Origin of the sequence: Micromonospora sp. 050-3 (assembly GCF_046549335.1) — a bacterium.
GTDB classification, from domain to species: domain Bacteria; phylum Actinomycetota; class Actinomycetes; order Mycobacteriales; family Micromonosporaceae; genus Micromonospora; species Micromonospora trifolii.
On record NZ_JAJPVX010000001.1, the window covers coordinates 2,189,892 to 2,205,753 of the forward strand.

The window sequence follows — 15,862 nt, forward strand, 5'->3', positions numbered from 1 at the left end:
CCTGAACCGCCCTGATGTCGACAGTCAGGCCGAGGCGGGCAGGCCGTCCAAGGGGCGGATCAACGGCGGGCGGGGTATCGCCCGCACCACGCCCGGTGGACTGCCGGCGTCGGCGAGTGTCCAGTGCCCGGCTGAACTCGCCGAGGTAGGGCGGACCGGGGCGGCGGGCCGTCCGACGTCCCGGGGCGAGCTACCGCCCGTAGCGCGCGGAGACACGGACGCCGCCGGAGCCGGCGTCGGCGGTACGTCGCCCGCCGAGGCGACGGCGCGGAGCCGGCGGGAGCCGGCAGTACGGTCGGCGGCGGGACGGGTGGCCATCGTCGGTGTGGGACTACTTCGCCTCAGCCCGGTCGGGCCGGTGGCATCGCCCGGCCCCGCCGAGGCCAGCGCCGCGAAGACGGCGTCGAGGCGGCCGGTCCGAGCGCCAACGGTGTCGAGGCGCACGATCTCGGCGTTCCTCGCCGCCGAGCCGATGACCGCACCAGCGCGGCCGGGCGGGTTGGCATCCCGGTGCGCGGTGTCGAGGTGCGGGACGCTGGCGGCCCGGCGTTGGAAGACGGCCCGCAGGGCGCGGGGCAACCGCTCGGCGGCTACCTGGCGCAGCGCGGGCGCGGTGAACGCGTACCCGGCGGCGTGGTGGGGGAGCAGCAGCCCGGCGGCGACCAGCTTGCGGAGCGCGGATGCGGACCGGCCGGGCGTCCAGCCGAGTGCCCGGTCCACGGCCGCGCCGGAGATCAGACCACCGAGGGTGCCGGCGGCCATCAGTACCGCCCGCCGCTCACCGTCGAGGTGGTCCAGCTCCGCGCCGACGGCCCGGCGCACCGCCTCGGGCAGCGCGAGCGCCGCCGGATCGGCGCCGTCCACCAGCGACGTGACGTACGCCGCCGCGTGCCCGGGCCGGCCTCCCACCAGCGGCAGCAGCCGGTCGACCAGGGCCACTGGCTGTCCGGCCCGGGTGAGCAGGTGTCGCAGCAGCCGTCCGGACTGCACCGTGGCCAGTGGTCCGATCGTCATCTGTCGGGCCGGACCGGGCCGGGTGTCGGCCCACTGCGGCTGGTGAACGGTGAGCAGGGCCAGCGGCAGGCCGCGTTCCGTCGCCGCGCCGAACAGCGCGTGCAGGAACCGGCTCACCGCGGGCGCGGCCCGGTCCAGGTCGTCGACGGCAACGATCAGCGGCCAGTGGGCGGCCAGCCGCAGCAGCACCTCCCGGAAGATCGCCGCGCCGGCGAGGGCGGCGGCCGAGCCGTCCGGGGTGGTCAGCATCCGCTGGAGCGCCGGGACCGCGGTGGCCACCCTGGTAGGCGGGAACAGCGGCGTCAGGGCCGCGACGAGCCGATCGTGGACCGCCGCCGGGCCGTCGCTGTGCCGGATCCCGGCGAGGCCGCGGAGCAGGTGCGCGACCGGCGCCAACACCTGATCGGGGTACGGCTGGCAGGTCGCCACACACCAGCGGACCGACAGGCCGTCCACCGTGGTCAGCCCGCGGGTCAGCTCGTGCAGCAGCCGGCTGCGGCCACTGCCGGTGGGGCCGACCAGGGAGATCCAGCGTGGCGTCCGGTCCCGGATGGCCGCGCCCAACTGGTCGCGGATGGTGGCCAGTTCGCGGCGTCGACCGATCAACGGGCCGTCGTGCCGGTCGGCGCCGGGGCGTACCGGACCGACGGCGTGCCAGACCGGCACCGGCGGCACCCGGCCGGCGACCGGCACCGGCGTCAGCTGACGTTGGGTGATGAGGCCGGCGGTGGCGCGTGCGGTGGCCGCGCAGAGTGCGACGGCACCGGGTGCGGCGTACTCCTGCAGGCGAGCCGCGGCGGTGATCACCGCGCCGCTGGCGACGCCGTGCCCGCCGGTGACGACGTCGCCCAGGTCGACCACGACCTCGCCGGTGGCGACACCGACCCGGACGCGCAGCTGGATGCCGTCGACCATGGGCCGTCGGTCCAGCGCGGCCTGGATCTCGAGCCCGGCGCGCACCGCCCGGTACGCGTCGAAGCCGTCCGAGTGCCGAGCGCCGAAGAGCGCCATCACGGCGTCGCCGATGTACTTCTCCACCACCCCCTGCCAGCGGTGCAGCACACCGGCGACGGTGTCGAAGTAGGCCCGCTGCAGCGCTCGGACGTCCTCCGGGTCGAGCCGGTCCACCAGGGCCGTGGAGCCGACGATGTCCGCGAAGAGGACGGTGACGATGCGCCGCTCCTGGGGTACCGGCCAGAGCGGGGTGACGGTCCGTTGCGCGTCGACGATGATGCTGGTGGTCATGGGTATCGCACCGGCCTTTCTCCCCGCTGTTGCCTGATCACCTCCGGAGATTGGCATTCCTGGGCCGACAGGGGATCTGCCGAACGACGTATGTCGGCCACCTGCAACCTTTAGTCGCAAAGTCGACGCGAGGAGTACCAGAAGCGGTAGGCGGCCGTAGAACGGTGTGGGGCCCTGTGATTAGGCTGCGTGCCATGGCCAGCGATGTGGACACCGCACCGCTCGTGGGCCGGGCCGAGCTGGTGCAGACGGTTCGGTCCGCGTTGCTCGGTGACGCCGCGCACGGGCAGACCGCAGCGGTCTTCCTGACCGGCGAGAGCGGTGTGGGAAAGACCCGGCTGTTGGGCGAGATCGGCAACCGCCTGCGGGAGCGAGGCGCCGTGGTGCTCACCGGCAGCTGCCTGGACATCGGCGACGCCTCCCCGCTGCACCCGCTGTTGCAGGCGCTGCGCCGGTTCGACGCCGAGGTGTCCACCTCGCCCGCCCGCACCTCCTCGGCGGTGCGGGGGCTGTTGCAGATGTTCGCCGACGAGACCGCCGGCCCGGACGGCGCCGGCGCGTTGCTGGAGCGGGTCTCCCGTGGCCTGCACCTGATCGCCGAGGGTCGCCCGCTGGTGCTGATCCTCGACGACCTCCAGTGGGTCGACCGCAGCACCCGGCAGCTCTTGCTCTACCTGCTCGCCGGCCTGGGTGATCTTCAGCTGTCGGTGCTGGCGGCGGTGCGTGCCGAGTCGTTGCAGGGCGCGCACCCGCTGCGCCGGGTGCTCACCGAGCTGCGTCGGCTCCGCACGGTGCGGGTGCTCGACCTGGCGCCGCTGGGTCGGGCCGACACCGAGACGCTCGCCGCCGCGGTGGTCGGCCGGCCGCTGACCGCCGACGCGGCCGAGCAGGTGTGGCAGCGCAGCGGTGGCAACCCGTTCGTCATCGAGGAGCTGGCCCGGGATCTGCGCGACGGCCGCGACGGCCTGTCCGAGACGCTGCGGGAGATCTTCCTCGACCGGGTCGACGCGCTGCCCCAGCACGCGCACGCCGTGGTGCACGCGGTCGCCGCCGGTGTCGAGCCGGTGCAGCACTGGCTGCTGGCCGAGGTGCTGCGGATGCCGGAGGACGAGCTGATCGCCGCAGCCCGGGCCGCGGTGGCGCACCGGCTGCTGGTCGGCGCCGACGAGGGCTACCGGCTGCGGCACCGCCTCGTGGCCGAGGTGCTGGCGCACGAGCTGCTGCCGGCCGAGCGCTCCGGGCTGCACCGCCGCTACGCCGAGGCGCTGACCACGGCGCCGGGTGAGCTGCACCAGGCCCGGCTGGCGCACCACTGGCGGCTGGCCGGCGAGCCGGCGCGCGCCCTGCCGGCGGCGGTGGCCGCCGCTCAGGAGGCCGAGCGGCTGCACGGTTACGCCGAGGCGCACCGGCACTGGTCGGCGGCGTTGCAGTTGGCCGCCGAGCCGGGCCCGCTGACGGTGGACCGGGTCGAGTTGCTCGAGAACGCCGCCGAGGCGGCCCACCACTGTGGGGAACACGCCCGCGCGTTGGCCCTGCTGGAGGAGTTGGCCACGCTGCGGGGTGGCGAGCCGAGCTGCGCGCTGCACATCCGCCGGGCCCGTTACCTGGCCGCCGCCGGTCGCTCCGCGCTGGCCGAGGAGGAATACCAGCGGGCGCTGAAGGCGGGGGACTGCTCCCCTCGGGACCGGGCGAGCGCCGCCGCCCGCCTGGCCGAGCTGCTGCTGCACCTGGGCCGCTACGCCGACGCCGGCGAGCGGGCCCGCGAGGCGCTGGCGTTGGCCGAGAACGTGGAGGGCTCCGCCACCGAGGTGGTGCTGGCCAGTTCGGCGTTGGGCTTCAGCGACGCCTGTCTGGAGGACCCGGACGCCGGTCTGGCGGTCATGCGCGACGCCCTCGACACCGCCGAGCGTGCCGGTCAGCCCGAGGACGTGGCCTGCGCGTACCTGCACCTGGCGGAGCTGCTGACCGGGCCGCTGAACGTTCTCGAAGAGGGCGTGGTGGTGGCCCGGCGGGGCGCCGAGCGGGTGGCCGAGCTGGGGCTGGGCCGCACCTGGGGCACCCGGCTGCTGGCCATCGCCATCAACGGGCTGTTCCGGGTGGGCCAGTGGGCCGAGGCGGAGAAGGTGGTGGCCGCGGCCCTGCGGCACCGACCGTCCGGTGCGGACGCCGTGGAGCTGCTGTTGGCCCGGTGCCGGCTGTCGGTGGGCTACGGCGACATCGAGGCCGCCGGTCGGGACCTCGACGCGGTGGCGACCCTCCTCGCCGGCGGCGGGGCGCGACACGTCATACCGCTGCTCACCCTGCGTTCCGGGCTGGCCATGTGGGAGGGTCGGCACGACGTGGCCCGCCAAGCGGTGCAGCGCGGCCTCACCGAGAGCCGTTCCGACGACGTGATGATCCTCTCCGCGCTGGTCTGGCACGGCCTGCGCGCCGAGGCGGAGGCGCACGCCAGCCGCACCGTGGAGGTCGACCCGACGGCGGTGCGCCGGCTGCGCGACGTGGCCGAGCGGGTGGCGCGCAAGAGCGCCGGTGCCGCCCGGCCGGTGCGCTCGGTGGTGGAGGGCTTCCTGGCGCTGTGCGCCGCCGAGGTGAGCCGCCTCGACGGCAGCGACCCGGAGCTGTGGGCCGCGTCGGCCGCCGAGTGGGATCGACGCAATCACCCCTACCCGGCGGCCTACTCGCGACTGCGGCAGGCCGAGGCGCTGCTGGCTCGGCGCAGCCGGGTGGCCACCGCCGGCAAGCTCCTGCGGGAGGCGTACCGGGTGGCGCAGGGGTTGGGCGCGGTACCGCTGACCTCGGAGATCCGCGAGCTGGCCGGGCGGGCCCGGGTGTCGCTGGACGAGCGCGACAGCACCACCGGCACCCGCAGCGTCCCGGTCGAGGCGTCCGACGACGAGTTGGCGGCGCTCACCGCCCGGGAGCGGGAAGTGCTCGCCCTGGTCGCCGAGGGGTTGACCAACAGGGAGATCGGGCAGCGGCTGTTCATCAGCGAGCGGACCATCGGGGTGCACGTGTCGCACATCTTCGACAAGCTCCAGGTCCGTACCCGCGTGCAGGCCAGCGCGATCCAGCTGCGCAACCAACGGGGCTGACCGACCCGATCACTGAAGTACGTATCCCGGCGCGTGTGCGCGCCGGGATACGTCGTTCTACTGATCCGGCGGGCCGGTGTCGGCTGAGAGGCTGGGCCGCGTCGACGACGGCACGGGGGATGCCGCCGACCACGATGGAGGAAAAATGATCGAACCGGTCTGGGGGCCCGTGCACCGGGACATCGTCGACCTGCTCGCCGATCATCCCGCGGACGTGCCGGCCGTGGTCGATCACCTGACCAAGCTCCAGGACATGCTGGTCCGGCTGCCACCGTTGGAAGCCAGTTGCCCGCTCGCCGACTTCAACAAGCTCTACCTGACCATCACCAGCAGCGTGCTGGACGGGCTGTACGACGACCGCTTCGTCGACCCGGTCTTCCTCTCCCGGCTCGACGTCGAGTTCGCCGCCCGGTACTTCGACGCGATGCGGCTGTGGACCGACTCCAGCCCCGGCACCCCGAAGGCGTGGTCGTGCCTCTTCGAGCGGATGCAGGGGCCGGATGCCCGCCCGCTGCCGTCGGCGGCGGCCGGGGTGAACGCGCACATCAACTTCGACCTGCCGTTCGCCCTGGTGACCACGTTCGACCACCTGGAGTCGGAGCCGGTCGACGGCAGCGACCAGCACCACGACTACCTCGAGATCAACAACATCTTCGCGGACAAGATCCCCGGCCTGCGCCGGGGCTACCTGGAGCGGTGGCAGCTGCTCATCGACATGCTCAACGGCGACATCGACGACTGGTACCAGGGGGAACTGGTCGAGTACACCCGCGATGTCGCCTGGCGTAACGCGCAGAAGATCTGGCGGTGCCGGCACGATCCGGACGCCCGCGAGTGTGAGCGCACGCGGTTGGACGACAACGCCGCGGCGCTCGGCCGGTTGCTGCTCTCGCCCCTCGGGGCGTTCCTGCAGTAGCCGGGACGGGGGGCCCCGCGCTCCGCCCCGTGGGGGGCGGCGGAGCGCGGGGGCGCGTCCCACCAGTTCCACCCCGCGTGGCAGCCCGAGGTCGGGTCGGTCACGCAGGGGACAGCCGGTCGGCTCGGGGGGTGTCGACCGTCTGCCACCGTCGGCCGGCCCGGGGGGTGTCGGCCGACGGTGGGGGAGCACCGAACGGGGGGTCACGTCGACGGCGTGCGGATCCGGGGGTGTCGGCGGGCTCGGATCGGGTACGCCCGCGCCATGACCGTCCTGGCCCGGCGTCGGCCCGCCGCCCGCCCCCGGCCCGCGCGGCCCGGCCCTCTTCGGCCGGGTGGCCCGGTGTCGCGACCCACCGCTCGGCCCGGCGCCCGATGACCGGCGTCGCGGCGCGGTTTCCGTTCCGATTCGATCCGGTGTTCCGCCCGGTGCTGGCCCTGCTGGGGGTCCGCCCGGCGACGGCCTGGGTCGCCGTCAGCGAACGGGACCTGACCATCCGGTACGGGCCGTGGCAGCTGCGGACCGACCGGGACAACGTCACCGCCGTCGAGGTGAGCGGACCGTACCGCTGGTGGCGGGCGATCGGCCCGCACCTGTCGCTGGCCGACGGCGGTGCGACCTTCGGCAGCAGCGCGGCCGGCGGGATCTGTCTGCGCTTCGGCGTACCGGTGCCGGCGCTGGTGCCCGGAGGGCGGCCCCGGCACCCGGCGGCCACGGTGACCGTCGCCGACCCACCCGCACTGGCCCGGCTGCTCGCCGTCCCGGACCTGTCCTGAGCAGGCCGAACAGGTGCCCGGTTCCGCCGATCGGGCGCCGGGGCACCGCCTACCGTCGGATCAGGACCTGTGAGGGTGGGACTGGCGATGGGTGACGAGCACAGGGCGAAACCACGACGCTGGAGCGGGCGCCGCCACGCGCCGAGCGGGCCGGATCCGGCGCTGCGGGCGGCCCGCGATCCGGCCCGCCCACACCGGGGCGGCCGGGAGGGCGTCGTGGTGCCCGAACGCGTGGCAACCCCGGCCCGCTCGGCGCCGCCGGCCAGCCCGCTGCGCCGGTGGCTCTTCCAGCACCAGGTGCAGCCGCCCGGCCCCGAGGCGACCGAGGGGCAGAACCGTCGGCACGCCTGGTGGCAGGTGATGTGCCTGACCGGCGTGGACTACTTCTCCACGCTGTCGTACCTGCCGGGCATCGCGGCGGTGGCGGCCGGGGCGCTCTCCCCGCTGGCGACCCTGTTGATCGTCGTGCTCACCCTGTTCGGCATGCTGCCGATGTACCGACGGGTGGCCCACGAGAGCCCGCACGGTCAAGGTTCGGTGGCGATGTTGGAGCGGTTGTTGCCGTTCTGGCGGGGCAAGATCTTCGTCCTCGTGCTGCTCGGCTTCGTGGCCACCTCCTGGATCATCACGATCACCCTCTCCTCGGCCGACGCCACAGTGCACCTGTTGGAGAACCCGTACCTGCCCGACGCCCTGCACGGGTCCCTCGTGCCGGTCGTGGTGACGGTGGTGCTGCTGCTCATCCTCGGCGGGGTGTTCCTGCTCGGATTCCGGGAGGCGGTGGTGGTGGCCATCCCGTTGGTCGCGGTCTTCCTGGTGCTCAACGCGGTGATCGTCGTGGTCGGGGTGGCCCGGATCGTCGAGGACCCTGGCATCGTGTCGAACTGGACGGCCGCGGTGACCTCGACCGGTGGCGGGCCGGGCCACGTGCTGCTCACCGCCGTGCTGGCGTTCCCGCTGCTGGTGCTGGGGCTGTCCGGTTTCGAGACCGGGGTCAGCATGATGCCCCTGGTGACGGCCGACGGCCCGGACAAGCAGGCCCGGCTCGCCGCCCGGATCCGCAACACGCGTCGGCTGCTCACCACCGCCGCGCTGATCATGTCGGTCTACCTGATCTCGACGACCTTCGTGACCACGGCGCTCATTCCGGCGGAGGAGTTCCGGCCGGGCGGCGGCGCGAACGGGCGGGCGCTGGCGTTCCTGGCGCACACCTACCTGGGGGAGGTGTTCGGCAGCGTCTACGACGTGAGCAGCGTGCTCATCCTCTGGTTCGCCGGCGCCTCGGCGATGGCTGGGCTGATCAACATCGTGCCCCGCTACCTGCCGTCGTACGGCATGGCACCGGAGTGGGCGCGGGCGGTACGCCCCGTGGTGATCGTCTACACCGTCGTCAGCGTCGCCATCACCATCGCCTTCCGCGCCGACGTCAACGCCCAGGCCGGGGCGTACGCCACCGGGATCCTGGCGATGATGGTCTCCGGGGCGGTGGCGGTGACGATCTCCGCGGCCCGTCACCACCGGCGCGGCTCGGCGATCGGCTTCACAGTGCTGACCCTGGTGCTGCTGTACGCGCTGCTGGAGAACGTCATCGAACAGCCGGACGGGATCACGATCTCCGCCCTGTTCATCCTCGGCATCATCGTGGTTTCGTTGGTCTCCCGGGTCACCCGGACCACCGAGCTGCGCGCCGAGCGGATCGAGTTCGACGAGGCGGCCCGTCGGTTCATCACCGAGTCGCTGGCGCACGATGGGCAGCTGCACCTGATCGCGAACAAGCGACAGAAGGGGTCGGTGAAGGAGTACACGCTCAAGGAGCGGGCGCAGCGCGGGATGAATCCGGTGCCCGGGGCCGCGGACGTACTGTTTCTGGAGATCGATGTGGTCGATCCGTCGGAGTTCAGTCAGGTGCTGCGCGTGCACGGGATCGAGGTGGGCGGCTTCCGGGTGCTGCGGGCCAACAGCCCGGCCGCGCCCAACGCGATCGCCGCGATCCTGCTGGCCCTGCGGGACGCCACCGGCGTCCGGCCGCACGCGCACTTCGAGTGGTCGGAGGGCAGCCCGATCGCGCACCTGGCGCGCTACCTCATCCTGGGTCGGGGGGACACCCCGCCGGTGGTGCGGGAGATCATCCGCCGGACCGAACGGGACCCGCTGCGTCGGCCCGGCATCCACGTCGGCGGGTGACATCGATGCCGGTCTGGCAGCTTTAAAGATGAAAGAGGGCACTATTCACGTTCACGCCTTCCTGTCCGTATTGCGGACCTATCGTGGCGTTTGGTAGCCGGCGAACACGTCGAGCCCCCCGCGCCCGAATCGGCGCGTGGTCACGTCACGTACGCAGGAAGGTAGGCACCGTTGATGTCCACGTACCGAGAGGGAGACGGCGCGACCCGACCCAGACGGCGGTCCCGATGGTTCTTAGCCAGCGGCTTGCTGGCGGGGAGCCTGGTCGTGGGAGCGGCCGGAGCGGCCGCCGCCGCCGACCGCGCCCTCGCCCTCCCCGGTCTGGCCCGGCTGACCCCGGCGGCCGACGACGACCGCCGCGACGGCGACCGACGGGCTCCACAACCCGGCCAGGACGACGCGGAGCGGGCCCGCCCGGCCACCCCGGGCACCGACAAGCGGGGCGTGGTGTCGGTGCCCTGCGACGCCGCGAAGCTGGTGGCGGCGCTGGTCACTGCCAACGCCGAGGGCGGCGGCGAACTCCGTCTCGCGCCCAAGTGCCGTTACACCCTCACCGAGGCGTTCCACGAGACCGACCAGTACGACGGCGGGATCCGTGACGCCCGGGAGGCCGCCGACGCGGCGGAGACCCCCGGTGACGCCGAGGCGCCGCCGCACAACCCGGCCGACGACACCGCCGGCCTGCCGGTGATCTACCAGCCGATCACGATCGACGGCGCGGGCGCCACCATCGCCCGGGCCGCCCAGGCCGCCTCGTTCCGCTTCTTCACAGTCCGCGACGGCGGCGAGCTGACCCTGCGCGACGTGGAACTGCACAACGGCCGCTCGGCCATCGAGGGCGGCAGCGTGCACGTGGTGCACGGCGCCACCGCCGTGGTGGAACGGGTCACCGTCACGCAGAGCACCTCACTGTCTCCCGAGGGGGGTGGCGGCGGCATCTTCAACGACGGCAACATGGTGGTCACCGACTGCACGTTCGTCGGCAACAGCGCCTCCGGCGCCGCGGGCAAGGGCGGGGGCCTGCTCAACGGTGGCGTGCTGACGCTGAAGCGCTCGGAGTTCCACCGCAACAGCGCCAACGCCTACGGCGGCGGGCTGGGCAACTACCGTGGTGCCGCCGACGTGGAAAGTGTCTCCTTCACCCAGAACAGCGCCGGCCAGGGTGGCGGGCTGGCCAGCTTCTCGGCCCGGACGAAGGTCTCCGACACCGAGCTGCTGAACAATACCGCGCAGGTCGGTGGCGGTGCCGCCAACTCCGACGCGGTGCTGGTGATGCGCACGATGACCATCCGCGGCAACACGTCCACGCTCAACGGCGGCGGCGTCTCGACCGTCAAGGGCCTGACGCCGATCGACGACAGCGTGATCGACGGCAACACCACGCACGGCCTCGGGGCCGGCATCTACGCCGAGAAGGCGAACCTGCTGGTCCGTGGCAGCGACGTGACAGGTAACGAGGCAGTCGGCGCCGCGTCCCAGGGCGGCGGCATCTACGCCAGCGCGGGCTCGGTGGCGATCTACACCAGCACGATCACCCACAACGCGTCGACGGTGAAGCCCGGCGGCATCTTCGGCATGCACGCCCAGGTCAAGATCGACGATGAGAGCGTGGTGGTCGAGAACGAGCCGACCAACTGCGAGGGCAGCCAGGTGCCGATCGCGCACTGCTTCCGCTGAGCGTCGACCCGCGCGCCTCATTCCGAGCGCATCCATCCTGAGTGCACCGCCCGCCCGGACGATCGTCCGGGCGGGCGGTGCACTGTCGTCACGTGACGCCCTGCCCCCGCCTGCGCCGATCTTGCAGCTTCCGTTGTCGATATGGGCTTATATGACCCTTGGATCGGGGCAGTAAGTGCAAGATCGCGGAGCAGTGCCGGATCGGGCTCGGCGATCATGGAACTATGGTGCCTGGTTCGGCGACTTACAGGCGCTTTGTCGCCCACCACGACTCCATGATCGGCGAGGCAATGCCGGCTGACGAACGGCCGTTCCGGCTAAGGCAACGGCATTGACCTGCTCTTCATCACCTCATCAAAGGGCCGGCGTCAACCCGTCGCGCGCAGCCGGCCGGAGAGGTCGCCGGCGAAGAAGTCGAGGAAGCCGTCCGGGTCGGGGCCGGCGTTCTGCAGGACGATGTGGTCGAAGCCGGCCTCGACGTACGACCGGACCTTGGTGACGTGCGGTTCCGGGTCCGGGCCGATGGCGAAGAGTTGCCGGATGTGCTTCTCCTCGACGTACGCGCTGGCCGCGTCGAAGTTGACCGGGTTCGGCAGTTCGCTCATCACCTTCCAGCCGGTGACCATCCATCGGCTCGTCCGCAACACCGCCTGCACCGCCTGTTGCTCGTCGGTGGCCCAGGCCAGTGGCACCTCGGCGTAGCGCGGGCCCGAACCCTGGGCGCGGCGGTAGTGCTCGACGATCGACGCGTCCGGCTCGGTGGCGAACAGGCCGTCGCCCAACTCGGCGGCGAGCCGCGCGGACGCCTCACCGCTGGCCGCCACAGCGATCACGGGCAGGGTTTCCGGCAGATCGAAGATCCGGGCGTCCTCCAGTTGCAGGTGCCGGCCCTCGTACGACTGGTAGCCGCCCTGCCAGAGCAGCCGGATGATCTCCAGCGCCTCGCGTAGTCGCTCGTGTCGGCCCCGCACGCTGGGGAAGCCCTGCCCGACCACGTGCTCGTTGAGCCGCTCGCCGGCGCCCACCCCGAGGGTGAACCGGCCGTCGGAGATCAGCGCCATGGTCGCCGCGGCCTGCGCGATGATCGCCGGGTGGTAGCGGACGGTCGGGCAGGTGACCCCGGTGGCCAGGCGCAGGGTGCTGGTCTTGGCCGCGATGGCGCCGAGCACGCTCCAGGTGAAGGACGAGTGCCCCTGTGCGTCCAGCCACGGGTGGAAGTGGTCGCTCATCTCGACGAAGTCGAAGCCTGCCCGCTCGGCCAGGACGGCCTGTCGGATGATCTCCTGCGGGCCGTACCCCTCCGCGGCCAACTTGTAGCCGATCTGCATGCCCACACTCCCGATCCCGTTCGCTGACTGGAGGCATCGGCCGTTCCCGGCCTTGGCGCTGACAAACGCCGTCAACCCGCAAACCAGCCTCCTAGGATGCCTTAGGTGGTGTGGGGTGCGCGACGTCAGACACGAAGAACTGCATCCAGCCACGGAACAGCGTCACCGCAGCAGCAGATCGATCACGCCCGTCAGGTCCTCTTCGCCACCGCCCTCCGCCAGACGGCGGCGCATCAGGTCGAAGTAGGGGCCGAGCAGTTCGGGGCTCACGCCCTGCTGCTCGGCGGTGCGCAGAAAGGTCGGTGTGCCGGCCACCTGCATGGCGAGAGGGGAGACGACCCCCGTGGTGTAGTCCCCGCTGCGCAGTTGGTCGGCGGTCTGGTGAACCGCCGGGATCATCGCGACGAGCCAGTCGGCGAGCAATGGGGCGAGCGCCGCCGGGTCGATGTCCTCCCGACGGATCAGGGCGAAGGCGTGCGCGGTCCCGGCGAACATCCCGTACATGGCGCTGAGGAGAGCCACGTCGTGCAGGGCTGCGAAGCCCGCGTCCTCGCCGACGTAGGTGGTGCCGGCCGGGACGCCCAGCGTCTCCTGGTGCCGGTCGAACAGCTCTCGCGAGCCGCTGTAGAAGACGTAGCCGCCGGCCTCCTTGGCGCCGATCATCGGCGGGACGGCCATGATTCCACCGTCCAGGTAGCGCGCGCCGCGTCGGCGGGCCCCTGCCGCGCGGGCGCGGGCCTGGGCAGGGGTGCTGGTGGTCAGGTTGACCAGATCCCGGCCCACCACGTCCACACCGGCCAGCACCTCGTCGACCGAGGTGTCGTCCAACAGGCAGATCACGACGAGGGTGCTCGCCGCGACCGCCTGGGCGGCGCTGTCCGCGACCCTTGCACCTTCGGGCGCGAGTGCTGCGGCGCGGGCCGGGGTGCGGTTCCAGACGGTGAGCGGATAGCCGGCGGCAAGCCAGGCGCGGGCCAGCGCGGTACCCATCGCGCCGAGTCCCAGCATCGTGACGGAGGGCTTCTCCACAGTGTTCGGTTCCATGCCGATTAGGCTGGTCATCGGCCCCCAGGCGATCAAGTACGCACTTCGGAGTGCGTGGTTACCCGGGGGTGAGCGAGCACGTCAAAGGGGTGGGCATGGCGACGTTGAACCGGCCGGGCACCGCGGACGGACACGCCTGCGGTATCGACACCGCGATGGAGGTCATCGGCGGCAAGTGGAAGGTGCTGATCCTCTGGGCGCTCCACGAGCACCCATTGCGTCGCTTCGGCGAGCTGCGTCGACTGCTTCCGGGGATCACCGAGAAGGTGCTGGCCTCCCACCTACGGGAGATGGAGGCGGACGGCGTCGTGCACCGCGTTTCCTACGACGAGGTGCCGCCCCGCGTCGAGTACTCGTTGACCGGGGACGGCACGCGCCTCAACGACGCCCTCGAGCCGCTGGCCGCCTGGGGACGCGACCGGTCGACAGTTCGACGGTTGGGGGAGGAGACGGGTTAGTGCTCCTGAGCGACCTCGTCGAAACCGCGCCGGCCCGCGCCCCACTGCGGGGCACGGGCCGGGGTACGTCTGTCGTCTACTTGGAAGGCTCCGGCAGCTTGCAGTCGACCTTCGGGTTGGCGCCGATGTAGTTCAACGGCCCGGCCACGATGGTGACCAGGATGGTGCCGGCCTCGGCGCAGTTGGTGTCGTCGCCGCTGTAGTAACCGCGCTGGCCACCGGCGATGGCGCCGATCACCAGCCAGATCACGACGATGACTCCGAGAATCGAGGTGCCGCGCATCGCTGCCTCCTGAGGTATGTGGTGGATCTGAGGTGCAGCCGTTGTACCCAATCGGGTCGCGCGGCTAACGGTCGCGTGCTACGACCCACCGCCGGATCCCCCATCCGGCCGATGCCGTCCGCCGTTGTGTACCGCCCGGGCATCCGCCGCCCGCACCGGGTAGTGCCTGTCGGCTATCGGATCGACGACCGACCTCGCCGTCATCAGGGTGAGTGGACGTAGAACTGCCTCACGGCCCCGCCGAGGAGGACTCATGGACGCCCCGACACCGCCCCTGTACATCGACCGCCCCGAGGACGTCGCGGTCGCGGCCCGCGCGCTTGCTGGCGGCGCGATCGTCGCGGCGGCGTTCGCCAACTTCTACGTCATCGTGACGCGTCCCGACGCGGCCACCGTACGTCGGGTCAACCTGGCCAAGGGCCGACCGGTCCACCAGGTCGGCAGCATCACCACAGCGATCGGCCGGATTCCCGGGATGTTCGACTGGACGCGGATCTCGCCGCGGCTGCCGGTCGGTCGGGTGCGGGCGCTGATGGACGCCCTCTACGGGGCCGGGCCGTTCGGCTTCCGCGGGCCGGCGGCGGATCGGCTCCCCGAGCACCTCACCCAGATCGACCAGGGGATGCGGACCACCCAGGTGATCGCACCGGGGCTGACCTGCCCGTCCAACGCCTTCTTCGAGCGGGCGCTCGCCGAGACCGGAACGGATCACCTCTACATCACCTCGGCGAACCGGTCCCGGCATCTCACCGGCGCGGCGGAGGAACCGGCGCACTGGAAGGCGGGCGCCCTCGCCGCCGACTTCGCCCACCTCGACGATCTGGTCGTGCTGGTCCACCGGGACGAGGCCGCGGCCCGCGCCGCGTACCCGGGCTACCTCACCACCTCGGTCACCCTGCTCTCGTTCCACGCGCCGGAGGGTGACCTCGAAGAACCGCCGGTGCTCACCGTGGACCGGCACGGATCGCTGCACCTGGACGACGTCCGCCGCGCCGCCGCGCCGCTCGGCCTGCAGGTGCGCCTGGCCGGAGGGGCCCGGGATCGATTGCAGGTCCGGGGGTACGCCGGGGCACTGGTGTGAGCGCCTACCGCATCGGCCTGGTGGTGCCCAGTTCCAACACCACAATGGAAACCGAGATACCGGCGATGCTGCGCCGCCGCGAGACCGTCGATCCGACGGTCCGTTTCACCACCCACGCCAGTCGGGTACGGCTGCGTCAGGTGACCGCCGACGAGTTGGCCCGGATGAACCGCTCCGCCCTGCGGTGTGCCGCCGAGCTGGCCGACGCCCGCTGCGACGTGCTCGCGTACGCCTGTCTGGTGGCGGTGATGTGCGAGGGCGCCGGCGCGCACGAGCGGGCCGAGCGGCGGTTGGGCCGCGCGGCCGGTCGCGCCGGGCACGACATGCCGGTGGTGACCAGTGCCGGTGCGTTGGTCGCCGGGCTGCGGGCGTTGGGTGCCCGCCGGGTGGCCCTGATCGCGCCGTACCTGCCGCCGTTGACCGCGACGGTTGCCGCCTACCTCGCGGCGTACGGCGTGCAGGTGTCCGATGCGGTGAGCCTCTGCGAGCCGGACAACGTGGCGGTCGGGCGCATCCCCGCGGCGCGGCTGGTCGAGCTGGCCGGTCGTCTGGACGTGACCGGGGTGGACGCTGTGGTCCTCTCCGCCTGCGTGCAGCTGCCGTCGTTGGCGGCGGTGCCGCAGGTGGAGGCCCGTCTCGGCCGCCCGGTGCTCACCGCGGCGACGGCGACAGTGCATCAACTGCTCACCGGTCTGGGTGTCGAGCCGTATGTGCCCGACGCCGGCCGGTTGCTGGCCGGCCCGATTCCGCGGTGAGTGGCGGGG

Annotated in this window: 12 protein-coding genes; 8 read left to right on the forward strand and 4 right to left on the reverse strand. The window is 72.4% G+C overall.

The annotated features are described in order from the left end of the window. Nucleotides 1-24: 24 nt before the first annotated feature. Nucleotides 25-2,259, reverse strand: a complete 2,235-nt coding sequence (locus ACLJOK_RS09840) for an AAA family ATPase (protein WP_410817768.1) — start codon at nt 2,257-2,259, stop codon at nt 25-27. Nucleotides 2,260-2,453: 194 nt separating this feature from the next. Here ACLJOK_RS09840 and ACLJOK_RS09845 point away from each other — a divergent pair, with 194 nt between their 5' ends. The 5 genes from ACLJOK_RS09845 (at nt 2,454) to ACLJOK_RS09865 (ending at nt 10,904) form a co-directional block, all read left to right on the forward strand. Then, nucleotides 2,454-5,351 carry a helix-turn-helix transcriptional regulator gene (locus ACLJOK_RS09845; RefSeq protein ID WP_410817770.1) on the forward strand — a complete coding sequence of 966 codons (2,898 nt, stop codon included), beginning with the start codon at nt 2,454-2,456 and terminating at the stop codon, nt 5,349-5,351. Nucleotides 5,352-5,496: 145 nt separating this feature from the next. Beyond that, nucleotides 5,497-6,267: a DUF5995 family protein gene (locus ACLJOK_RS09850; protein ID WP_354942729.1), complete on the forward strand. Its 771-nt coding sequence runs from the start codon at nt 5,497-5,499 to the stop codon at nt 6,265-6,267. 416 nt (nt 6,268-6,683) lie between these two features. Continuing rightward, complete coding sequence (locus ACLJOK_RS09855; RefSeq protein WP_410817771.1) at nt 6,684-7,043, forward strand: hypothetical protein; 360 nt, start codon at nt 6,684-6,686, stop codon at nt 7,041-7,043. An 87-nt stretch (nt 7,044-7,130) separates the two neighbouring features. Continuing rightward, nucleotides 7,131-9,227, forward strand: a complete 2,097-nt coding sequence (locus ACLJOK_RS09860) for an amino acid transporter (RefSeq protein ID WP_410817773.1) — start codon at nt 7,131-7,133, stop codon at nt 9,225-9,227. A 174-nt stretch (nt 9,228-9,401) separates the two neighbouring features. Further along, a complete protein-coding gene (locus tag ACLJOK_RS09865) occupies nt 9,402-10,904 on the forward strand; it encodes a hypothetical protein (RefSeq protein WP_410817775.1) in 1,503 nt (500 codons plus the stop codon). A gap of 368 nt (nt 10,905-11,272) precedes the next feature. On the opposite strand, the gene ACLJOK_RS09870 is transcribed toward ACLJOK_RS09865, so the two are convergent. Both ACLJOK_RS09870 and ACLJOK_RS09875 read right to left on the reverse strand, forming a co-directional pair. Then, on the reverse strand, nt 11,273-12,232 hold the full coding sequence (locus ACLJOK_RS09870; protein ID WP_410817777.1) for a TIGR03557 family F420-dependent LLM class oxidoreductase: 960 nt from the start codon (nt 12,230-12,232) through the stop codon (nt 11,273-11,275). A 162-nt stretch (nt 12,233-12,394) separates the two neighbouring features. Continuing rightward, nucleotides 12,395-13,294 (reverse strand): NAD(P)-dependent oxidoreductase, encoded by a 900-nt coding sequence (locus tag ACLJOK_RS09875; RefSeq protein WP_410817779.1) that lies wholly within the window; start codon nt 13,292-13,294, stop codon nt 12,395-12,397. Between the two features lie 77 nt (nt 13,295-13,371). Here ACLJOK_RS09875 and ACLJOK_RS09880 point away from each other — a divergent pair, with 77 nt between their 5' ends. Next, nucleotides 13,372-13,734 carry a winged helix-turn-helix transcriptional regulator gene (locus ACLJOK_RS09880; RefSeq protein WP_410817780.1) on the forward strand — a complete coding sequence of 121 codons (363 nt, stop codon included), beginning with the start codon at nt 13,372-13,374 and terminating at the stop codon, nt 13,732-13,734. Nucleotides 13,735-13,810: 76 nt separating this feature from the next. Here ACLJOK_RS09880 and ACLJOK_RS09885 read toward each other — a convergent pair whose 3' ends face one another. Then, entirely contained in the window at nt 13,811-14,017 is a 207-nt protein-coding gene (locus tag ACLJOK_RS09885) for a hypothetical protein (protein WP_007460667.1), read from the reverse strand. Nucleotides 14,018-14,270: 253 nt separating this feature from the next. On the opposite strand from ACLJOK_RS09885, the gene ACLJOK_RS09890 reads away from it, so the two are divergent. After that, entirely contained in the window at nt 14,271-15,098 is an 828-nt protein-coding gene (locus tag ACLJOK_RS09890) for a hypothetical protein (RefSeq protein WP_410817782.1), read from the forward strand. Next, the gene (locus tag ACLJOK_RS09895; protein WP_410817784.1) at nt 15,095-15,853 is read left to right on the forward strand and encodes an Asp/Glu racemase; all 759 of its coding nucleotides are present in this window, start codon (nt 15,095-15,097) and stop codon (nt 15,851-15,853) included. Before ACLJOK_RS09890 ends, ACLJOK_RS09895 begins: the two co-directional genes overlap by 4 nt. Nucleotides 15,854-15,862 lie beyond the last annotated feature (9 nt).